This window comes from Streptomyces sp. NPDC091387 (genome assembly GCF_044756945.1).
Taxonomy (GTDB): Bacteria; Actinomycetota; Actinomycetes; order Streptomycetales; family Streptomycetaceae; genus Streptomyces.
Map to the genome: position 1 here is coordinate 227,924 of NZ_JBIVTZ010000009.1, position 21,361 is coordinate 249,284.

The 21,361-nt window shown below is 72.8% G+C and carries 19 protein-coding genes; 14 read left to right on the forward strand and 5 right to left on the reverse strand.

The genetic code is table 11. The annotated features are described in order from the left end of the window. Positions 1-7 precede the first annotated feature (7 nt). The 5 genes from ACIQM0_RS20365 to ACIQM0_RS20385 all read right to left on the reverse strand — a co-directional run bounded on the left by ACIQM0_RS20365 (position 8) and on the right by ACIQM0_RS20385 (position 4,693). A complete protein-coding gene (locus ACIQM0_RS20365) occupies positions 8-781 on the reverse strand; it encodes an SDR family NAD(P)-dependent oxidoreductase (RefSeq protein WP_401288493.1) in 774 nt (257 codons plus the stop codon). Continuing rightward, a complete protein-coding gene (locus ACIQM0_RS20370; RefSeq protein WP_401288496.1) occupies positions 778-1,449 on the reverse strand; it encodes a TetR family transcriptional regulator in 672 nt (223 codons plus the stop codon). Before ACIQM0_RS20370 ends, ACIQM0_RS20365 begins: the two co-directional genes overlap by 4 nt. A 170-nt stretch (positions 1,450-1,619) precedes the next feature. Further along, the gene (locus ACIQM0_RS20375) at positions 1,620-2,828 is read right to left on the reverse strand and encodes a PP2C family protein-serine/threonine phosphatase (RefSeq protein ID WP_401288499.1); all 1,209 of its coding nucleotides are present in this window, start codon (positions 2,826-2,828) and stop codon (positions 1,620-1,622) included. 189 nt (positions 2,829-3,017) lie between these two features. Then, positions 3,018-3,776, reverse strand: a complete 759-nt coding sequence (locus ACIQM0_RS20380) for a GNAT family N-acetyltransferase (RefSeq protein WP_401288502.1) — start codon at positions 3,774-3,776, stop codon at positions 3,018-3,020. Next, positions 3,773-4,693 (reverse strand): NADP-dependent oxidoreductase, encoded by a 921-nt coding sequence (locus ACIQM0_RS20385; RefSeq protein WP_401288505.1) that lies wholly within the window; start codon positions 4,691-4,693, stop codon positions 3,773-3,775. The genes ACIQM0_RS20380 and ACIQM0_RS20385 overlap by 4 nt, the downstream gene beginning before the upstream one ends. A gap of 424 nt (positions 4,694-5,117) precedes the next feature. On the opposite strand from ACIQM0_RS20385, the gene ACIQM0_RS20390 reads away from it, so the two are divergent. From ACIQM0_RS20390 to ACIQM0_RS20455, 14 genes are all read left to right on the forward strand, one after another. Beyond that, complete coding sequence (locus ACIQM0_RS20390) at positions 5,118-6,761, forward strand: ABC transporter substrate-binding protein (RefSeq protein WP_401288508.1); 1,644 nt, start codon at positions 5,118-5,120, stop codon at positions 6,759-6,761. Positions 6,762-6,805: 44 nt separating this feature from the next. After that, positions 6,806-8,965, forward strand: coding sequence for an alpha/beta fold hydrolase (locus tag ACIQM0_RS20395; protein ID WP_401288510.1), 2,160 nt, complete (start codon positions 6,806-6,808; stop codon positions 8,963-8,965). Further along, complete coding sequence (locus tag ACIQM0_RS20400; protein ID WP_401288513.1) at positions 8,962-10,020, forward strand: ABC transporter permease; 1,059 nt, start codon at positions 8,962-8,964, stop codon at positions 10,018-10,020. The genes ACIQM0_RS20395 and ACIQM0_RS20400 overlap by 4 nt, the downstream gene beginning before the upstream one ends. Then, positions 10,017-10,844 (forward strand): ABC transporter permease, encoded by an 828-nt coding sequence (locus ACIQM0_RS20405; protein ID WP_401288516.1) that lies wholly within the window; start codon positions 10,017-10,019, stop codon positions 10,842-10,844. Before ACIQM0_RS20400 ends, ACIQM0_RS20405 begins: the two co-directional genes overlap by 4 nt. Continuing rightward, complete coding sequence (locus ACIQM0_RS20410) at positions 10,844-12,778, forward strand: ABC transporter ATP-binding protein (RefSeq protein WP_401288518.1); 1,935 nt, start codon at positions 10,844-10,846, stop codon at positions 12,776-12,778. Before ACIQM0_RS20405 ends, ACIQM0_RS20410 begins: the two co-directional genes overlap by 1 nt. 68 nt (positions 12,779-12,846) lie before the next feature. Beyond that, positions 12,847-13,449 carry a helix-turn-helix domain-containing protein gene (locus tag ACIQM0_RS20415; protein ID WP_401288521.1) on the forward strand — a complete coding sequence of 201 codons (603 nt, stop codon included), beginning with the start codon at positions 12,847-12,849 and terminating at the stop codon, positions 13,447-13,449. 437 nt (positions 13,450-13,886) lie between these two features. Continuing rightward, positions 13,887-14,759 carry an RNA polymerase sigma factor SigF gene (locus ACIQM0_RS20420; RefSeq protein ID WP_401288801.1) on the forward strand — a complete coding sequence of 291 codons (873 nt, stop codon included), beginning with the start codon at positions 13,887-13,889 and terminating at the stop codon, positions 14,757-14,759. 101 nt (positions 14,760-14,860) lie between these two features. Further along, positions 14,861-15,748 (forward strand): TetR family transcriptional regulator C-terminal domain-containing protein, encoded by an 888-nt coding sequence (locus tag ACIQM0_RS20425; RefSeq protein ID WP_401288524.1) that lies wholly within the window; start codon positions 14,861-14,863, stop codon positions 15,746-15,748. Between the two features lie 115 nt (positions 15,749-15,863). After that, positions 15,864-16,757 carry a 3-keto-5-aminohexanoate cleavage protein gene (locus ACIQM0_RS20430; protein WP_024490438.1) on the forward strand — a complete coding sequence of 298 codons (894 nt, stop codon included), beginning with the start codon at positions 15,864-15,866 and terminating at the stop codon, positions 16,755-16,757. Positions 16,758-16,810: 53 nt separating this feature from the next. Then, positions 16,811-17,839, forward strand: a complete 1,029-nt coding sequence (locus ACIQM0_RS20435) for a 3-hydroxyacyl-CoA dehydrogenase NAD-binding domain-containing protein (protein WP_401288526.1) — start codon at positions 16,811-16,813, stop codon at positions 17,837-17,839. Continuing rightward, positions 17,836-18,333, forward strand: a complete 498-nt coding sequence (locus tag ACIQM0_RS20440; RefSeq protein WP_401288529.1) for a thioesterase family protein — start codon at positions 17,836-17,838, stop codon at positions 18,331-18,333. The genes ACIQM0_RS20435 and ACIQM0_RS20440 overlap by 4 nt, the downstream gene beginning before the upstream one ends. Before the next feature lie 260 nt (positions 18,334-18,593). Continuing rightward, positions 18,594-18,686: a putative leader peptide gene (locus ACIQM0_RS20445; protein ID WP_363021751.1), complete on the forward strand. Its 93-nt coding sequence runs from the start codon at positions 18,594-18,596 to the stop codon at positions 18,684-18,686. A gap of 130 nt (positions 18,687-18,816) precedes the next feature. Beyond that, positions 18,817-20,178, forward strand: a complete 1,362-nt coding sequence (locus ACIQM0_RS20450) for a bifunctional o-acetylhomoserine/o-acetylserine sulfhydrylase (RefSeq protein WP_401288531.1) — start codon at positions 18,817-18,819, stop codon at positions 20,176-20,178. Beyond that, on the forward strand, positions 20,175-21,347 hold the full coding sequence (locus ACIQM0_RS20455) for a homoserine O-acetyltransferase (RefSeq protein ID WP_401288804.1): 1,173 nt from the start codon (positions 20,175-20,177) through the stop codon (positions 21,345-21,347). The genes ACIQM0_RS20450 and ACIQM0_RS20455 overlap by 4 nt, the downstream gene beginning before the upstream one ends. Positions 21,348-21,361: the final 14 nt, after the last annotated feature.

A 21,361-nucleotide genomic window follows, 5' to 3' on the forward strand; every position in this document is an offset into this window, starting at 1 on the left:
ACGCCACTCAGGAGGCGGAGTAGCCGCCGTCCACCAGGTGGTAGCTGCCGTGGATGAACGAGGCGCGGTCGGAGAGCAGGAAGGCGGCGAGTTCCGCCACCTCCTGGGCGGTGCCGAGGCGTCCGGCCGGGTGCAGCGAGATGAGGTGGTCGCGGGCGGGGCCGTCCGTGTTGCGCAGCAGCGGGGTGTCGATGAAGCCAGGTCCCACGGCGTTGACGCGGACGTTCTGTGCCGCGTACTCGAGTGCCGCCGTCTTGGTGAGGCCGACGACGCCGTGCTTGGCGGCGACGTAGGCGGGCGATCCGGCGAAGCCGTTGGTGCCGAGGATCGACGACATGTTCACCACCGCGCCACCGCCTGCGGCGACGATCGCGGGAAGCTCGTAGCGCATCGAGTAGAAGACGCCGCTGAGGTTGGTGGCGACGACCCGGTTCCAGTCCTCGACGGCGTACTCGCCGGTCGGGCTGCTCGGGCCGCCTATGCCCGCGTTGTTCACCGCGAGGTGCAGGGCTCCGAAGGTGTCGACGGCGAAGCGCACGCCCGCCTCGACGGAGGCGGGGTCGGTGACGTCCATGGCGACCGCCGCGGCCTTGGCCCCGGTGTTCTCCAGCGCGGCGACCGCCTTGCGGGCGCTCTCCTCGTCGTAGTCGGCCACGACCACGGACGCGCCGGCGGCGGCCAGCCGGTGGGCGAGGGCCAGTCCGATACCGGAGGCCCCTCCGGTGACGAGGGCCGTGCGTCCGGCGAATTCCTGGTCGGTGGTGGTGGGGGTGGTGCTCATGATGTTCCGTTTCCTTCCGTGGTGCTGTGTGACGCCGGTTCGGCGGGGAGCCGTGCGAACAGCTCTCCAGAAAGGGCGTCGAATGCCTGCTCGACGAGTCGGGGCAGCTCCTCGGGGCAGCCTCCGCGCACCCAGGCGGCCTGGGCGGCGAGGAGCGCTCCCGCTCCGGCGGCGACCGTGACGGCGGGACGGATGTCCTGCCGCGGGTCGGTCCCGAGCCGGTGCGCGACGATGGCGACCGAGTCCTCCTGGGCATCCACCCGGATGTGGTGGAACGCGGCGTAGAGGGCCGGTTCCCGCTCGGCGAGGACCAGGAGCTCGAAGATCCTCGGGCGGCGGTGCCAGGCCTCCGCCTCCGGGTCCGCCAGCCAGTCCAGGACGGCCCTGCGGTACGCGGTGAGCGGTGGTTCGTCGGCGGGACGGGCCCGCAGGGCGTCGTTGATCCGGTCGCCGTCGCCCCGGACCGAGTCCAGGACGGCGGCTTCCTTGCTCGTGAAGTACCGGCTGAAGGTGCGGCGGTCGACGTCCGCGTGTTCCGCGATCTCCTCGACCGTCACGTCCCGCAGACCCCGGTCGAGCACCAGCTCGAACGCTGCCTGGGCCAGTGTGTCCCGGGTCCGGCGGGCCTTGCGGCTCCGCCTCTCCGGGGTCTTCCGTTCCCGATTCATAACTGCACCGTACACCCAATAATGTCCCACTGCGACATGTGCCGCATCGGGACATCAAAGTGTCCGGGCGTCGAGGCATCCGGGCATCGGGAATGCGGGATGTGCCGTGCGGGATGCGGGGCACTGCGGCTTCCGGCCCTGCGGCTTCGGAGACGGCCTCGGAGGCCGGCCTACCGCCCGCTGAACGCCTCTGCGGCACGCCGTGCGTCGGCGCCGGCCGTCACGGGGCGGTGGCGGCTGCCGGAGGACGAGCCGCGCAGCGTGAGCACCGCGATGTCGTCGCGCCGCACGCCGCCGGAGAAGGCCTCCAGGTCCGCGTGGAGCGTGTCCAGCAGTTCGCGGGGGGCGAGCCGGGTCCAGCCGCTCAGTCGGGCGTCGAGCGGATAGAAGGCTCCCGAGGCGTCACGGGCCTCGGTCACTCCGTCGGTGAACATCAGGAGCGTCGCGCCGGGCGGGAAGTCCAGCCATTCCGCGACCCGTGCCTCGCTGGTGAGCTCCGCCATGCCCAGCGGCACCGACGTACGGCGCAGCGGAACGGCGGCTGCCACCCCCTCGTGCAGCAGCCGGGGCGGCAGGTGGCCGCAGTTGACCGCCTGCACCCGGCCCTCCCCGTCGAAGCCGAGCACCAGCGCGGTGACGAAGCGCTCGATCTCGCCGGTCTGGGCGGAGAAGGCGTTGTGCCGGGCGACCGCGTCCTCGACCGCGTCCACCACCCCGGTCAGGGCGGGCTCACGGATGGCCGCCTCCCGGAAGGCGCCGAGCGCGGCGAAGCCGACCCCTATGGCGGCAAGGCCCTTGCCCTGTACGTCACCGATGATGACGCGGGTGCCGTACGGGGACTGGACGACTTCGTAGATGTCGCCGCCGACCAGGTGGTCCTCCTCGATCGGCGCGTAGATGCCGTCCACGAGGACCTGGTCCGTCAGCACGGGCAGCGGGCGCAGGATCTGCCGCTGGAGGGCGACGGCGGCCGACCGCAGCCTGGCGATCTCGGTGGCGTGCCGGATGCGCAGCGAACAGGCGCCGACACCCACCGCGCAGGCCAGCACGGTGAAGCAGACACCGCTCAGGATGTCCCAGAAGGTGCCGCCGGACACCAGCCGGGAGATGACGACGATGGGCATGATCCAGACCGCCGCGGCGACGGTCTGCCGGACGGTGCAGAAGACCGAGACGAGCGCGGGCACCACGACCAGCAGCGGTATGAGCCGCAGGTCGTCGCCGGTGAGGACATCGAGTCCCACCACGAACAGGGACAGCAGGGTGAGGCTGCCGAACAGGGCCGGGGTGCCGATCCGGGAGCGGGCGGCCGCCCGCTCCGCATCGGTGACCGACTCCGCGCTGCGCGTCGTCGACGGACGCTGTACCCCGATCGTCACGGCCATCTCCTCCCGCAGTCACCGGGCGTGTCCCGGCACTCTCTTCCAGTGCACCCGGGCCGGGACGCGGGCACACGGGGCTTTCGGCCTCAGGCGGCACGCCGAAGGTCCCCGGCCAGGGTGGAGCGGTGGGTTACGGGACGGAAGTCCCGGACGGACGTCCTCTGTCCCGTCGGACGGCCGCGGCTCTCAGCCGCGGGCCGCGGCGCCGGCCGGCTCCCCCGGCGCCGGGTGTGCCGGGATGCCGCCCGGTACGAGCGCCGCCAGGAACGACGTCCGGCGGCGGAGCGCGAATCCGAGGGATTCGTAGAGCCGTACCGCGTGCACGTTGGACGCCGCGGCGTGCAGGAACGGCGTTTCACCGCGTTCCCTGATCTCGTGGGAGACGGCGAGGAGCAGCCGGGTGGCGAGCCCCTGTCCCCGTACGGACTCGTCCGTGCAGACACCGCTTATCTCGCTCCAGCCGGGCGGGTGCAGCCGTTCCCCGGCCATCGCGACCAGGACCCCTTCGCGCCGGATCCCGAGGTAGGTGCCGAGCTCGACCGTCCGGGGCAGGAACGGTCCCGGACGAGTGCGTGCGACCAGGTCGAGCATCTCGGACACATCGGCGGGTCCGAGCCGGACGGCCTCCGGGTCCGGGGCGGCCGCGACACCCGCGTCGACGAGCTGGACGCCCTCGGCGTGGAAGGTCACCTCCCAGTCGGCCGGCGGCGGCTCGCGGAACGCGGTGAGGGTGACGGATCCCCCGGGGCCGGCGAGCGCCGCGGCGTCGGCCCAGTCCGCGGCCTGCGGCCGGTCCGGGACGGCGGCCCAGGGGGTGACATCGGCCGGGTAGCGCAGGATTCGGCCGCGCCGTTCGGCGAAATGGGCGTGCGGGCCGGTCAGCGAGGTGCCGACCGGGTCGTCCAGCGGATGCATGACGGCGGAGGAGGAACGCCGCGCGCTCATGCGCCGACCTCGATCACGATCTTCCCGCGGGCATGGCCGCTCTCGACGGCGCGCAGCGCCTCGCCCGCCTCGGTCAGCGGGTAGGTCCGGGTGACATGCGTCCGCAGGGCCCCGGTGACGACGAGGTCCGCCACCGCGTCGAGCACCGCCGCCGTGCGGGCGCGGGCGACGGCCGCACCGCCGAGCTCGGCCGCCAGCGGCTTGCCCCCGGCGCTGATGAGTGCGGCGGGATCGGCGAGCAGCGGGGCCACTTCCCGCAGGGTGTCGCCGCCGACCAGGTCGAAGATCGCGTCGATGCCGTCGGGGGCCGACGCCCGTACCCGGTCGGCCAGTCCGGCGCCGGATTCGACGTGCACCGCGCCGAGCGATTCGACGAAGTCCTTCTTGGCCGCGCTCGCCGCGCCGATGACCCGGACGCCGGCGTGGTGCGCGAGCTGGAGCACGGCGTTCCCGACGCCGCCTCCGGCCCCGGTGACCAGCAGGGTCGAACCGGGGGCTGGGGCGAGCTGGCGGACCCCGTCGTACGCGGTGGCCGCCGCGACCGGGAGTGCCGCCGCGTCGGTGAACGACAGCCCGGCCGGCTTGTGCGCGGTCACGGCGACGGGCAGCAGGGTGTACTCGGCGTAACCTCCGGTCACCGGGTTGCCGAAGACCTCGTCGCCGACCGCGAATCCCTCGGCGTCCGGGCCGATCGCCCGGACGACTCCGGCGGCCTCGCTGCCGAGGACGGTGGGGAACGGCTGCGGTTCGCTGCCGGGCCTGGTGTACCCCGTGCGCAGCTTCCAGTCGACCGGGTTGACCCCCGCCGCCCGTACGGCGACGAGCAGTTGCCCGGGGCCCGGCACCGGGGCGTCCCTCTCGACGAGGGCCTCCACCTCCGGACCGCCGTTGCGGGTGAACACGTACGCCTTCGGCATGAGCTGCCACTCTCCTGTCCCTCGGCACCCGGCCGCCCGGGTCCCTGCAGCAGCAGGAAGGCCCTTTCGCGTGCGGGTATTCCCGCGTGACGCCGGATTCACGAGGCCGCAACGAAAGCGGTCGGATGCCCGGCGGCCGCCACCCACACGCTCCCGCGCCCGGCACGGCGGCGGGCTCGGGACCACGTACGCCGGGTGGGCCCCGTGCCGCTCCGGCGGATCGTCACCCGGTGAGGGGTTCCCACAGGTCGCGGGACGGCCACCCCTCTGCAGCCTTTCTCTCCGGGATGTCCGGATAGATCCCGATCAGATGTCCACACCGTGGTCACTCATCCGGCGTCCGTTGACGCCCCCAAGCCATTCGGCTACTGTCCACGCCCAGTTGGGCAGTTCCAATGGACAGATGCGAGATGGGTGGTTCCCGATGACCTCGGAACCCGGTGGCAACCTCAGCCGACGCCGACTGCTGCGCCTCGCCGGTGCGGGTGCGGGCGTCCTGGCCGCGTCCGGTGTGCTCGCAGCCTGTGCACCCCCGCCCGCGAACGGAACGAGCACCGGGCCGGCGACGGGTGCGCTCGGCGCCGACGTGCCGATCGGCAGTCTCGTTCTCGCTCTGCCCTCCTCCATCTCCAGCCTCGACGTAGGCCGGGAGTCGGGGGTGCTGAACTACCTGGTCGCGGTGCTGGCCCAGGAGTCCCTGCTCTCGGTCGACCCGTCCGGGAAGCTGACACCCGGCCTCGCCACGTCCTGGCGGCAGCCCGACGCCAGGACATACGTCTTCACGCTGCGCCGCGGTGTCACCTTCAGCGACGGCACCCCGTTCACCGCGGACGACGTGGTGGCCTCCGTCGAGGCCATCCGGGACCCGGCGAACGGTTCCGCCCTCGGATACGCCTACGCGGGTGTCACCTCGGTGAAGTCCACCGGCGACCACGAGGTGACGATCCGCCTCAAGGCGCCCGACGCGATGTTCGCCTGGACGACGACCGCGGGCGGACTCCTCGTCAGCAGCCGCGCCTTCCTCACCCGCAATGCCGGACGGATCGGCACCCCGAAGACCCTGCTGCTCGGCACCGGCCCGTACCGGATCACCGAGTTCGCCGCCGACGACCACGTACTGCTGGAGCGCAACGACGCCTGGTGGGGCGAGAAGCCCGCCGTGCGGAAGCTCAAGCTGTCCTTCGTACCGGACGCCGGGACCCGGCTGGTCGCGATGAAGTCGGGTGCGGTGGACGGCGCTCTCAACCTCGCGTCGGACGAGGCCCACGGCTGGGAGTCGAGCGCACGTGTCACCTACACCGGCGACCGCTCCGTGGTGTCCCTGGCGTTCGACACCACCACGGCCCCGTTCGACGACATCCGGGTGCGCCGCGCCATCGCCCACGCCACCGACCGCGAGGGCATGGTGAAGGGCATCCTCCAGGGCCGGGCCGAGGTCGCCGACGCGCTGCCCTCGCGCGACATGTGGGGCGATCTGATGTCCGCGGAGAAGGTCCGCTCCGGCTACGACGCGATCCCCGCCGTGCCGTTCGACCTGGACGCCGCACGTGCCGAACTGGACAGGTCCGGGGTGGCGAAGGGCTTCACGGCCGAACTCCACTACCCCAGCAGCGGTCCGCAGCTCGGCAAGGCGGCACTCGCACTCGCCGCCTCGCTCAAGAAGCTCGGCATCACGCTGAACGTCAAGGAGATCACCCTGGAACAGTGGGTGGCGGAACTCGGCTCCGGCAAGCAGCGGCTGCAGTTCCTGTGGTACTTCCCCGTCACCGGCGACCCCGCCGAGCTCGCCGACCCGTACCTCAACGGCGCGGCCACGGCGACGGACATCGCGCACTACGACAACAGGACCGTCAACACCGCGCTCAACACCGCGAAGGCGTCCGCCGACAAGGACGTCCGCGCCCGGGAACTGATGAACGCGGTACAGACGGCCGGCGCCGATCTGCCCTACCTCCCGCTGTGGTGGGCCAAGACCGCGACCGCGCTGTCCAAGGAGCTCGTCCTGCCCGATCCGGGGCCGTTCACCTTCATCGGACCGTGGGCGACCCGGATCCGCAAAGCCGCCTGACCCGCAGACCGCTCCCCCGGCTCCCCGCACCAGAACGGACCACCATGCCCAGTCCCGCCGCGTCCAGCACGCCGCAGCGGCACGCCGCGATCATCGTGCGGCGGGTCCGCGAGGCCATGCTGCGACTGGTCCACCCGGTCGAGGCCCGGATCAGCCCGGACGGCCGGGCCGTCGCCGTGGCGGCGGCCGGACCCGAGCGGGCCGAGCTGGTCCTCGCCCCGGTACCCGCGGGGTTGCTGCCCGACGCGGAGGTCCGGCCGCCCGTGCTCCTCGCCCCGTCGGAGCCGGCTGTTCCGACGGACCGTCACAGCCCGCGCTGGCTGCCGGACTCCCGGACGCTGCTGCACATCGCCGAAAGCGCGGGGCCGGCCGGGACCGAGGTGCGGCTGGCGGCCCTGGACACGGAGTCGGGAGCGGTACGCACCGTGGCGGACGTGCCCGGCGCGGTCGAGGAGCTGCTGGTGTCCGACGACGGGAGCCGGGCGCTGCTGCTCTGCGCCCGGGACGGCGCCGAGCGCGACGGGATGAACCTCGGCCTGCCGGTCCGGCTCGGAGCCGTACCGTCGCCGGAGCGCTTCGCCCCCGGCACCGGCCGCCGTTCGCTGTATCTCGTCGACCTCGCGGACGGCTCGATGAGGGAGACCGGGCCGGACGGGCTGACCGTGTGGAACGTCGCCTGGCGCGGCGGGGACACCGCCGTGGCCACCGTCTGCGAGGACACGCTGCCCGCCGGGTACTACGGCGCGAGGTTCGCCGCCCTGGATCTCGGCGCGCGTACGGCCAGGACGGTGTACGTGCCGCAGGGGCAGCTGGGCGCGCCCGCGCTCCGCGCCGACGGCCGGTCCGCGGCGGTCTGCGAGGGCATCTCCATCGTGTCCGGACGCCCGGTCCTGATCGACCTGGAGTCCGGGCGCACCGCATCGGTGCCGGGCGTCGAGGACGCGACCTGGCTGGAGTTCGACGACAGCGTGCAATCCACGCCCCACTCGCTGTGGTTCGCGGGCTGGGACGGGACGGGCTCCCGTGCCGGGCGTACCGGACACCGCACCGGCCCGCTCTGGTCGGCGGCCGTGACGCTCGGCGGGGCGGGCTTCCAGCCGGGTCTGTCGCTCAGCGGCGACCAGCGGCTGGCCGCGACCGTGCTCGACGCGCCGGGCCGTCCGCCCGAGGCCGTGGTCTCCCGCACCGAGGGTCCCGACGCATGGAACTGGGCGCCCGTCACCGCGCTCAACTCCCCTGCCGACCCGGACCTCGCCGGTGTCCGTACCGGACGGGCCGACTGGTCCGCCCCCGACGGCCGCACCGTGCAGGGGCTGTTGCTCTCCAGCGGGGAGAGCGCCGGGCCCCGGCCGCTCGCCGTTCTGGTGCACGGCGGACCCGCCTGGCTATGGTCCGCGTCGTACGCGCCGGGCGATGTGCTGGGACTGGCCCCCGCGCTGGCCGCCGCCGGATATCTGGTGCTGCTGCCCAACCCGCGCGGCAGCAGCGGCCGTGGGCTCGAACACGCGCGTGCCGTGATCGGCGATGTCGGCGGCGCCGACCTGGACGACGTGCTGTCCGGCGTACGCCACCTCGTGGACACCGGGCTCGCCGATCCGGACCGGACCACTGTCCTGGGACACAGCTACGGCGGTTTCCTGGCGGCCCAGGCCGCGGCGCGCACCGACGTCTTCAGGGCGGCGGTGGTCGTCTCCGCTCCCACCGACTGGCTGAGCTTCACGCACACCAGCAACATCGGCGGCGGCTACGACCGGACCTACGGGATCGGCGGCCCGGACGCACCCGGCGAACTGATCCGGCGCTCCCCCGTCTTCGCCCTCGGCGGCACCGGAACCCCGACGCTCATCGTGCACGGTTCCGCGGACCGGGTCACTCCGGTCGGCCAGGGCCACGAGCTGTACCGCTCGCTGCTGCGGGCCGCACGCGCCCCTGTCGAGATGTACGTCTACCCGGACGAAGGACACGAGTTCACCGACGGCGGGCATCTCCTCGATGCCGCCGCCCGGGTCGAGGAGTGGCTCGCCGTCCACCTGGCCCCGCGGCCCCCGGCCGCCCACCGAACCGCCGTGCCGGGGGACGCTTCCCCCGAGCCGATCCCCGGCACGGCTTCCATGGCGGGGCCGGAGGGCGACACCCCCCTGACGCCTTCCGGCCCCGCCGTCCCCCACCCGGCTCCCGCCGCCCCGGCCGGAGGCGAGCGATGACGGCCACCGCCCGTTCGCGGCTGCGGACCGCTCTTCCCGCCCGGCTCGTCGTACGGCGCCTCGGCGGCACGCTGGGGCTGCTCGTCGTGCTGTCCGTCGCCGTGTTCGCCCTGTTGCAGGCCGCCCCGGGTGATCCGGCCCAGACACTGCTCGGGCCGCGCAGCGCCACCCCGGAGGCGCTGGCCGCCGTCCGGTCCCGCTACCACCTCGACAGCCCGATGGCCGTGCAGTACTGGTACTGGCTCAGCGACGCCGTCCATCTCGACCTCGGTACGTCGATCCGTACCGGTGAGAACGTCGCAGCCGCTCTCGGCGACCGGCTCGTGCTCACCGGGCAACTGGTCGGCCTCGGTTTCGCCGTGGCGCTGCTCCTCGGCCTGCCGCTGGGGGTCCTGGCGGGGCTGCGCAGCCGGCGGGCCGTGGACCGGGCCGTGCAGAGCATGGGCGTGGTGGCACTGTCCACCCCCGCTTTCGCGGGCGGTCTGCTGCTCATCTACGTGTTCGCGCTGATGCTCGGCTGGTTCCCGGCGTACGGGCCGGGCGAGGGTTCGGGCACCGACCGGCTGACGCACCTCGTACTGCCGGCCCTGGCCCTCGGGCTCGCCGTCACCGCCGTCCTGCTCAAACTGACCCGGGCAGCGGTGATCCGTGAACTGGACCGGGAGCACGTCACGTTCGCCCGTGCCCGGGGTGTCCGGGAGCGGGACATCCTCCTGCGGTACGTGCTGCGCGGCACCTTCGTCCCGGTGGTCACCGGGATCGGTCTGGTCCTCGCCTATCTCCTCGCCGGAACGGTCATGGTGGAGCAGGTGTTCGCGCTGCCCGGCCTCGGCTCACTGCTCGTCGACTCGGTCACCTTCCGGGACGTGCCCGTCGTCCAGGCCGAGGCGCTGCTCATCGCCGCCCTGGTCTGCCTGGCGAACCTGGTGACCGATCTCCTCCAGCCGCTGCTGGACCCGCGGCTGCGGACCGCGCCGACGGCGAAGGCGGCCCGGGGAGCGCCCGCAACCGCCGCAGCCCACCCGGCCGGTGTCCGTACGGAGGAGGACCGATGAAGACCCGCACCGCCCGCCGCCGGCTCTCCGCGCTCACCGTCTGCTGCTCCGTGCTGCTGGTGCTGTTCACGCTGGCCGCCACCGTGGGCCGGCTGCTCCTGCCGGACTGGGACGCCCAGGATCTGGCGACCGGCGCGGCCATGCCCGGCGGTGGTCATCTGCTCGGAACGGATGAACTCGGCCGGGACATCACCGGGATGGTGGTCGCCGGAGCGCGGAGCACCCTGGCCGGTGCCGCGCTGGTGGCCCTCGGGTCCATGGTCATCGGCAATGTGCTCGGGCTCCTGGCGGGGTACCGGGGCGGCTGGATCGACACCGTCGTGCGGCGCTGGGCCGATCTGCTGCTGGCGCTGCCGGCCCTGCTCGTGACGATCGTCGTCGCCGGCATCGGCGGTGGCGGGTACGCGCTGGCCGTCGGCGTCCTCGTCGTACTGACCTCACCGGCCGACATCCGGCTGGTGCGCTCGGCCGTGCTGGAACAACGCCACCGCGCCTACGTCGAGGCGGCGGAGACCCTCGGGCTCTCCCGCTTCACGGTGATGACCCGGCACATCTGGCCCAATGTGCTGCCCGTCGTCGTGGCGAACACCCTGCTGAACTTCGCCGGGGCGATCGTCGCGCTGAGCTCGCTCTCCTTCCTCGGACTCGGCGTACCACCGGGCGCCCCGGACTGGGGCCGGATGCTCGCGGAGAACCGCACTCTGCTGTACGACAACCCCTCCGCGGCCCTGGCACCGGCGGTGCTCATCATCGCCGCGGCCGTGGCCCTCAACCTCCTCGGCGACCGGCTGTTCGAGGCGTTCTCCGACCGTGGGAGGTCCTGATGGCAGCGCACCCGGCAACGGACAGCCGCACCGCACCGCCCGCACCGGCCACCGGCCCGCTGCTCGCCGTCGACGGCCTGCGGGTGATTGCGACGGCGGGGGCGGACGGACCGGTCCCGATCCTGGAGGGCGTCTCGCTCGAGGTGGGGCCGGGCGAGTGCGTCGGCATCGTCGGCGAGTCCGGCAGCGGCAAGTCCCTCGCCATGCGGGCCGTGGCGGGTCTGCTGCCGTCGGGTACCGCGGTGGCGGGCGGGTCCGTGCGGATCGACGGCCAGGAGGTCCTCACGCTGTCCCCGCGCGAGCGGCACGCGTTGCGGGGCCGACGGGTCACCCTGCTCATGCAGGACCCGTTCACCATGCTGCACCCGCAGCTCACCTGCGGACGCCAGATCGCGGACGGGCTCCGCGACCTCGAAGGCGGCAACCGCAGGCGTCCGGGCAGGACGGCCCGCCGTGCGGCGGTGGAGCAGCGGCTCGCCGAGGTCGGACTCGGCCCCGATGTCGCCGACCGCTACCCGCACGAACTGTCGGGCGGCATGCGGCAACGCGTGGCGGCCGCCGCGGCCCTCGCGGGCGACCCCGAGCTGCTGATCGCGGACGAACCGACCACCGCGCTCGACGCGGCCAGCCAGGGTGCCGTCCTCGATCTGCTCCGCGGGCTCCAGCGGCAGCGGAGCATGGGGCTGGTCCTGATCACCCACGACCTGCGGGTCGCGTTCTCCGCCTGCGACCGGGTGTACGTACTGTACGCGGGCAGTGTGCTGGAGCACGGCCGCCCGGACGAGCTGGAGTCGGACCCCCGGCACCCGTACACGGCTGGGCTGCTGGCCTCCGAGCCGTCCGTGCGTGAGCGGTTCGCGGAACTCCCGGCCATCCCGGGCTCCGTGCCCGCCCCTGGATCCCGGGGCGTCGGCTGCCCGTTCGCCGGCCGGTGCGCACACGCGGCCGAGGTGTGCCGCAGCGGGCCGGTCGTGCTCGTGCCGCCGTCAGGCGCGGGGCGCGAAACCGGGCGCATGTCCGCGTGTGTGCGGATCGACGGGATCGGTCCCTCCCTCACCGAGCCGGCGCTCCGGAAGACCGCATCGCCGCAGCCGGAGCCGGAGCCGGGGTCAGGCCGGGCCTCCGCCGGGCCCCCGGAGCGGGACGCCGCCCTGGTGGCCGGCTCCGTCGACCGCACGTTCCGCTCGTCCGCCGGGGACCGTGCCGCCCTGCGCGAGGTGAGTCTGACCGTGCCGCGGAACACGGTGACGGCCCTGGTCGGCGAGTCCGGCTCGGGCAAGACGACGCTGGCGAGGATCGCGGTCGGTCTCGAGACGTTCGACGGCGGCACGGTCTCCGTGGGCGGTATCGCCCTGTCGGCCGGACGCCGCCCCGGCACCGCGGACCGGCGGCGCCTGGCGGAACAGGTGCAGATCGTGTTCCAGGACCCGTACTCCTCGCTCAACCCCCTGCGCACCGTGGGCGCGACCCTGCGCGAGGCGCTGGCCGCCGCGGCGGGACGGGAGCGGGGTGACTCGGCCACCGGGGTGGCCGAACTGCTCGGGCAGGTCGGGCTGCCCGCGTCGTACGCCTCGCGCCGTCCCGCCGCGCTCTCCGGCGGTGAGCGTCAACGGGTGGCCCTGGCACGGGCGCTGGCCGCCCGGCCCCGGCTGCTGATCTGCGACGAGTCGGTGGCGGCGCTGGATGTGTCGGTCCAGGCCCAGCTGCTCAACCTCCTCGCCTCACTCCAGCGCGCCGAGGGCTTCGCGGTGCTGTTCATCACCCATGACCTGGCGGTGGTGCGGCAGATCGCGGACCGGGTGGCCGTCATGCACGAGGGCCGGATCGTCGAGCAGGGCACCCCGGCCGACGTACTGGACACCCCTCAACACCCCTGGACCCGGCGCATGATCGACGCGCTGCCGCGCCGAACGGGGACCACGGGCCGAAACTGACGGTCCGACGGCCGCACCGGTAGAGTGTGCCGCTGACCTGCGCAGAGCCCCCAGAGCGAGGAGGAACCGTGTCCGAGCCGCCCGCCACCGCCGGCCGGCCCGCGCCGGAGACCCCTCGGCCCGGCTCCGCCGGCGTACGGACGTCATTGGCCGGTAATCTCAACCGGCGTCGGCTGAAACACGGTTGGAGCCTGCGCGAACTGTCGGCCGCGACCGGCGTCAGCAAGGGGCTGCTGTCCCAGATAGAGCGGGCCGAGGCCAACCCGACGGTCGATGTGCTGGTCCGGATCGCCGACGCGCTGGGCACGAACTGTACGGATCTGCTGCGCCAGCCGCTGCTCCGGCCGGAGATCGTCCGCGCCGCCGGGCTGGTCGAACCGGAGGACGAGACCTCGGTCACCCTGCTGTACTCCGGCCACGAGCAGGGCCGCATGGAGATCTACCGGACCCGCCTGCACCCGCACGCCCAGAGTCAGGTCAGCTCGCACGGCGCCGACTCGGTGGAGTACGTGCTGGTGATGTCCGGCCAGGTGACGCTGGTGGTGAACGATGTTCCCCATCTCCTGGACGCGGGCGACACCGCCCGGTTCTCGGGGCTCAGCAGCCACTACTACACCACCGAGGAATCCCCCGCGGTCACCCACACGATCGTCGGATACCCGCGCGACTGACACCGTCCCGCCTGCGGGCCGCCGGTCGGGGCACCGTCGATTTCGACTCAACTACCGCTGGATATGCGCCGGTCGGCGTCCAACGCACCCGAGCCTGTGGCACTCTGGTGACGACCGCCCCACCGGGCTCCCCCGTACCGGTGGGGCGGTTCTGCTGTCGGCCGCGTGACCTTGCACAGACACGGCGAGGGATCACGTCGATTCTCGGCCAATGACGTGTTGTGACCTGATCCACTCTCACTTACCCGCATGGGAAGGCTCTCTGCGGGCATACGCCTACACCTCATGGCCTACGACCAGGGGAGCGTGACGAGATGACGGCGCACACTGCGCAGACCGCCGGTACGGAGCGAGCGGAGAGTGCACGGTCGACAGCGGCAGGAAAGCCTGCCGCGACCACCGCGGCACACGCGGCGGTCATGGTGGACACCACAGGCATGACCGGCGTGACCGGCAGCACGAGCGCCGCGGACACCGTTGGGGCGACGGACGAACTGCCGTGGATCGAGGACGCCGGAAAGATCGCGCCCAAGGACGCGCGGGCACTGTCGAAGCTGTTCTTCGACCGGCTCCAGGTACTGGAGGAGGGCACCGCCGACCACCAGTACGCGCGCAACACGCTCATCGAGATGAACCTTTCGCTGGTCCGGTTCGCCGCGGGCCGGTTCCGCAACCGCGGCAGCGGCGACATGGAGGACATCGTCCAGGTCGGCACGATCGGGCTGATCAAGGCGATCGACCGGTTCGACCTGTCCCGCGAGGTCGAGTTCACCTCCTTCGCGGTCCCGTACATCGTCGGTGAGATCAAGCGGTTCTTCCGCGACACCACCTGGGCGGTCCATGTGCCGCGCCGGCTCCAGGAGCTGCGCGTCGACATCGCCAAGGCGAAGGAGTCCCTGGCCACGGAGCTCGACCGCGACCCCACGGTCCAGGAACTGGCCGAGCACCTCGGGATCACCGAGGGCGAGGTGACCGAGGGGATCGTCGCGGCCAACGGATACACGGCAGGGTCCCTGGACATGCCGACCGACGCGACGGAAACCGGCCGGAACGGCACTCCGGGACGCACCTTCGCCGACGCGCTCGGCGAGGCCGATCCCGCCATGGAGACGGTGGAGAACCTGCAGACACTGGCACCGCTGCTCGGCGATCTGGACGCACGCGAGCAGCGCATCCTGGAGATGCGTTTCGGCCAGGAGCTGACGCAGTCACAGATCGGCGTGGAGCTCGGCATCTCACAGATGCACGTGTCCCGCCTGATCAGCCGGATTCTTGGGAAGCTCCGCAACGGGATGCTCATCGACGAGTGAACTGACTGACACATCAGTCAGCACCTCAATACGCATCCCAGCAGCGCATTAATCGGACCTGACGTTGAGATCCTCTCAACATGTGGGTACGGTGGCTGACCATGCAGCACAACGAGGTGGCCGAGCGGGTCCGGCAGGTGATCCGGGATGCCGGAGTGAGTCAGCGCGAGTTCGCGCGGCGGATGGTCATCGATCCGTCGAAGCTCTCGCGCTCACTCGGCGGCACCCGTCGCTTCACCACCGCCGAGCTGGCCCGGGTCGCCGACATCGCGGAGGTCGACGCCGGCTGGCTGCTGGGGGCGCACGCGGAACACGGCGCGGCGCCCCAGCAGCAGGCCGCGGCTCCGCCGTCGGCCGCCCGCCCCCGGCGCGCCCGCAACGCCGCTGCCGCGCCGCCCTCAGCGGACGGCAGACCGCTCCAGATCGTCCGGCAGACCGTCCGGCTGATCGCGGAGCACGGTTTCCACTCCGTACGGGTCTCGGACATCGCCGAGGCCTGCGGGACCAGTACCGCCGCCATCCACTACCACTTCCCCGGGCGGGACGAACTGCTGGAGGCGGCGGCCCGCTGGTGCATGGACGAGGACACCGCGAGACGGGCCGCCGGGACCGCCGACATGGACCACGCCGGCGACGAACTCCGTCTGCTGATAGAGCTCCAGACCCCGTACACCCCCCAGCAGCGGCGCCAGTGGAGCGTCTGGCTCGATCTCTGGGCCGAGGCCGCGCGCTCCACCGCGGTCGGTGAACTCCACGTCGAGTACTACCGGCAGTGGCGGGCGACGGTCGCCGATGTGATCGGGCGCGGCGTCGCCCAGGAGGTCTTCCGGCCGGTCGATCCGGAGGCGGCCGCGCTGAGTCTCACCGCCCTCATCGACGGGCTGGCCTCCCAGGTGCTCGCGACGACGCCCGGGGAACCGGGCACCAGCGCCGAGGACATGCACGGTGCACTGCTCCGCTACGTGGACGCGACCCTGACCGCCGCCTGACCTCGGCCTTCCTCGCCGCACCCGTTTCCGTCTGCTTGCTTCCCCTTCGATTCATTCGAATCGTTCGACTCATCAGATCCCCCTCGATCCCACTCGATTCAGGAGCCGCTTCCGCATGCCCGTGAACCAGGACGTCATCATCACGTGTGCCCTCACCGGGGCCGGTGACACGGTCCGCAAGAGCCCCCACGTGCCCGTCACCCCCGAGCAGATCGCCCGCTCCGCCGTCGAGGCGGCCGGGGCCGGGGCCGCTGTCGTGCACATCCACGTCCGTGAGCCGGAGACCGGTGCCCCGTCCCGCGACCCCCGCCTGTACCGGGAGGTCGTCGAGCGGATCAAGGAGACCGGGACCGACGTCGTCATCAACCTGACCGCCGGAATGGGCGGCGACCTGGTGATCGACCCCGACGCCCCGCTGCGGCAGCTGCCGGGCACCGACCTGGTCGGCGGCCTCGAACGCCTTCCCCACGTGGAGGACCTGCTGCCGGACATCTGCACGCTCGACTGCGGCTCCCTGAACTTCGGTGACGGCAGCAATCTGTACGTCTCCACCCCCGACATGCTCCGGGCCGGCGCCCGCCGCATCCAGGAGCTGGGCGTACGGCCGGAGCTGGAGATCTTCGACACCGGGCAGCTGTGGTTCGCCAAGCAGCTCCTCGCCGAGGGGCTGCTCGACGCCCCGACCGTCTTCCAGCTCTGCATGGGTGTCCCGTGGGGGGCGCCCGCCGACCCCGGGGTGCTCCAGTCGATGGTGAACATGCTGCCCGAGGGCGCGCAGTGGGCGAGCTTCGCGCTGGGCCGGATGCAGATGCCGTGGGTGGCGCAGTCGATCCTCCTCGGTGGCCATGTCCGGGTCGGCCTCGAGGACAACCTGTATCTCGGCAAGGGCGTCAAGGCCACCAACGCCCAGTTGGTGGAGCGTGCCGTGCAGATCACCGAGTCGCTGGGCTCCCGGGTCGCCACCCCGGACGAGGCGCGGCAGCGGCTCGGGCTCAAGCCCCGCGGCTGACCGGCACGCGCCTCGCACCGTCCCGCTCCCCACCCGTTCTGGAGAAAAGCACGATGAACGCCGCACAGCCCGCACAGCCCACGCCATCCGTACAGCCCGCGCCGGTCGCCCCCGCTCCCTGCGCCCCCGAGGACGTACGCCGGGTGGCGTGCGTGGGCGCCGGAGTGATCGGTGGTGGCTGGGTCGCGCACTTCCTGGCCCGTGGTTACGACGTCACCGCCTGGGACCCGGCCCCCGACGCCGAGCAGAAGCTCCGCCGGCTGGTGGCCGCCGCGTGGCCTGCGCTGGAGCAGCTCGGCCTCGCCGAGGGGGCTTCGCCGGACCGGCTCACGGTCATGGCCACGCTCGAAGAGGCGGTGTCCGACGCCCAGTTCGTCCAGGAGAGCGCTCCGGAGAAGCTGGAGCTCAAGCGCGACCTGCTGGCCCGCCTCGACGCGGCCGCACCCGAGGGGGTCGTGATCGCGTCCTCGACGTCCGGCTACCCGATGAGCGACATGCAGACCCGGGCCGCGGGCGCCGGACGGCTGGTCGTGGGGCACCCGTTCAACCCGCCGTACCTGATCCCGCTGGTCGAGGTGGTGGGCGGCGAGCTGACCGCACCGTCCGCGGTCGGCTGGGCGTCCCGTTTCTACGAGGTCGCCGGCAAGTCCGTCATCACGATGGAACGCGAGGTCCCCGGCTTCATCGCGAACCGCCTCCAGGAGGCGCTGTGGCGGGAGGCACTGCACATGGTCGCCAACGGTGAGGCGACCGTGGCGGAGATCGACGCGTCCATCACCGAGGGACCGGGGCTGCGCTGGGCGTGCATGGGGCCGATGCTCACCTTCGCGCTCGCGGGCGGCGAAGGCGGCATGGCCCACATGCTGGACCACTTCGGCCCCTCCCTGAAGGCCCCGTGGACGCGCCTCGAAGCCCCCGAACTGGACCGGGAGCTGTACGACGCGGTGGTGCGCGGCTGCGACGAGGCGGCGGGCGGCCGCAGCATCGCCGACCTCGTCGCCGAACGCGACCGCGGCGTCATCGACGTCCTGCGCGCCACCGGCCGGCTCGCCGGGCGGCGCACCGAGGGAGCGGCCGAATGAGTGCGCTGCCGCTGCACCGGGAGACCGTGCGCCCGGAGTGGATCGACTACAACGGCCATATGAGCGAGGCGTTCTACGTACTCGTCTTCGGTTTCGCGACCGACCGGATGATGATCGAGACCGGTCTGCACTCCGAGTACCGCGAGCGCACGGGCTGTTCGCTGTACACGGTCGAGTCCCACATCCGGTATCTGCGCGACGTCTCGGAGGGCGACCGGCTCGCCGTCCGTACCCGGGTGCTGGGCGCCGACGCGAAGAAGACCCGGTTCGCCCATGAGCTGTACGTGCTCGGGTCTGACGCGCAGGAGGACGCCGAACCGGGCCCGGACGCCGAGCCCGTGGCCACCACCGAACTGCTCGCCCTCCATGTGGATCAGCAGGCCGGCCGCACCGCACCCTTCCCCGACCAGGTGCGCGAATGCCTGGTCGCCCTCACGGAGGCGGCCCCCTCCTGGGCGGGCCGCTCGATCGTCGAGGTACCGGCGGCACGCTGAACGACGGCCGCGAGCCGCTGGTGTTGCGGCCGGATGAAATCGTGCCACGCCCCCTGCCCGGACCACCGGTTCCCCCGGTGGTCCGGGCAGTCGGCTGTTCCCCGCCCGCCCGCGCACGTCCGGGCAGGTCCGGAGCTGTACGGGTAGGGCGCGCCGCCGGCCCGCGCCCCTGACGCGTACGCCTCGAACAGTCCCTGCGGGCGGCTCGGGCGAGGCACCGGGCGGTTGACGCGCACCAGGCCCGCTGTCACGCTCGCCGCATGCCCGCGACCGTGATACTCGTCTCGCGGCGCCACGTCGATCTGGGACGCCTCGCGTCCTCGGCGTGTAGCCGCCGCGCCGCGCTCCGTTGAGCGACTGACCCGCACGGACGCCTCCGCAGCGTTGACTCCCGCCCCAGGCACCGCCCTGGCTTCGGCGTGCCCGCGGCCCGCCGGCACCGGTGCCTGACCACGCCCGCACCGAGAACCACAGAGGAACACCATGAGCCAGCCCGTAGACTCCGTCACCGCAGGGCACACCCCCGAGGGCCAGGACCGCCAGGAACCCGGTGCGGCCTGGTCGTTCGAGACCAAGCAGATCCACTCCGGGGCCGTCCCCGACCCGACGACCGGCGCCCGTGCCGTGCCGATCTACCAGACGACGTCGTTCGTCTTCCGGGACACCCAGCACGCCGCGGACCTGTTCTCGCTCGCCGAGCCCGGCAACATCTACACCCGGATCCACAACCCCACCCAGGACGTCCTGGAGCAGCGGATCGCCGCGCTGGAAGGCGGAGTCGCCGCGGTGGCCCTCGCTTCCGGACAGGCCGCGGAGACCCTCGCCCTGCTGACGCTGGCCGGCGCCGGGGACCACATCGTCTCGTCCACCTCGCTGTACGGGGGCACGTACAACCTGCTGCGCCACACGCTCCCCCGGTTCGGCATCGAGGTGTCGTTCGTCGACGACCCCGACGACATCGAGGCGTGGTCGGCGGCGATCCGGCCGAACACCAAGGCGCTGTTCGCGGAGACGCTGGGCAATCCGCGCGGTGACGTCCTCGACATCCGGGCGGTCGCCGACGCCGCGCACGCGGCCGGGGTGCCGCTGGTCGTCGACAACACCGTGCCCACGCCGTTCCTGCTGCGTCCGATCGAGCACGGCGCGGACGTCGTCATCCACTCGGCGACCAAGTTCCTCGGCGGGCACGGCACCACCATCGGCGGTGTGGTCGTGGACGGCGGTACGTTCGACTTCGGGGCGCACGCGGAGCGGTTCCCGGACTTCAGCTCCCCCGACCCGAGCTACCACGGTCTGCGCTACTGGCCGGACCTCGGCCCCAGCGCCTTCGCGGTAAAGCTCCGGGTACAGCTGCTGCGCGATCTCGGCCCCGCGCTCTCCCCGCACTCCGCCTTCCTGCTGCTCCAGGGCGTGGAGACGCTGAGTCTCAGGCTGGAGCGGCACACCGCGAACGCCCTGGCGCTGGCCGAATGGCTGGAGCGCCGCGACGAGGTCTCGGCCGTCCACTACGCCGGGCTCGAATCGAGCAAGTGGTACGAGGCGGGGCGCCGCTATCTGCCGCGTGGCGCCGGTGCCGTACTGGCCTTCGAGCTGCGGGACGGGGTGGAGGCGGGCAAGCGGTTCGTGGACGCGGTCGAACTGTTCAGCCACCTCGCCAACATCGGTGACGTACGGAGCCTGATCATCCATCCCGCGTCGACCACGCACAGCCAGCTGACCGAGGAGCAGCTGGCCGCCACCGGGGCGACCGCCGGACTGGTCCGCCTCTCCGTCGGGCTGGAGAACGTGGACGACCTCAAGGCCGATCTGGAGGCGGGATTCCGGGCCGCGAAGGCGGCGTCCTGAACCGGACGGCCCCCTCCACCGCACTCCCCCTCCCGCCGGCCACCGGAGGCCGGCGGGAGGGGGATCCGCCGGGCCGCCGCTCCTGGGTGCGCCTGGACCGGCCGCTGCCGCTGGAGTCGGGCGACGAACTGCCCGGTGTGCAACTGGCGTACGAGACCTGGGGACGCCGGGCGGCCGACGGTTCCAACGCGGTCCTGGTGCTGCACGCCCTGACCGGGGACAGCCATGTGGCCGGGCCCGCGGAGCCCGGCCACCCCTCGGACGGGTGGTGGGACGCGCTGGTCGGCCCCGGCAAGGCGCTGGACACCGAGCGCTGGTTCGTCGTCGCCCCGAATGTGCTCGGTGGCTGCCAGGGCAGCACCGGTCCGTCGTCCGGGCGCCCGGACGGGGCGCGCTGGGGCGGCGGCTTCCCCCATCTGACGGTCCGTGACCAGGTGACGGCGGAGGCGGCGCTGGCCGACGCGCTGGGCATCGGCCGGTGGGCGGCGGTGGTCGGCGGGTCGATGGGCGGCATGCGGGCGCTCGAATGGGCCGTCGGCCGGCCGGAGCGCACCGGATCGCTGCTGGTGCTCGCGGCGCCCGCCGCGGCGTCCGCGGAGCAGATCGCCTGGGGCTCCGTACAGATCTCCGCGATCTGTTCCGACCCCGGGTGGCGCGGCGGCCACTACCACGACGCGGCACCCGGCGAGGGCCCGCACCGGGGCCTCGGCCTGGCCCGCAGGATCGCCCATGTCACCTACCGCAGCGAGCCGGAGCTCGGTTCCCGGTTCGGTGGCGAGGCCCAGCCGGGCGAACATCCCCGTCAGGGCGGGCGGTACCGGGTGGAGTCGTATCTCGACCATCACGCGGCGAAACTGGTGCACCGCTTCGACGCGGGGAGCTACGTCACGCTGACCGAGGCGATGAACGGGCACGACATCGGGCGCGGACGGGGTGGCGCCGCGCAGGCGCTGCGCCGTGCGCGGATGCCGGCGCTGGTCGCGGGCATCGACTCCGACCGGCTCTATCCCCCCGCCCAGCAGGCGGAGCTGGCCGCGCTGCTGCCCGGCGCCGACCGGGTCCGAATCGTGGAGTCGCCGCACGGCCACGACGGATTCCTGATCGAGACGGCCCAAGTGGGCTCTATCGTAAGGGAGTTGCTGCCGGTCCGGCCGGATCCGGGCCGCTGATCCTCTCACCGCTG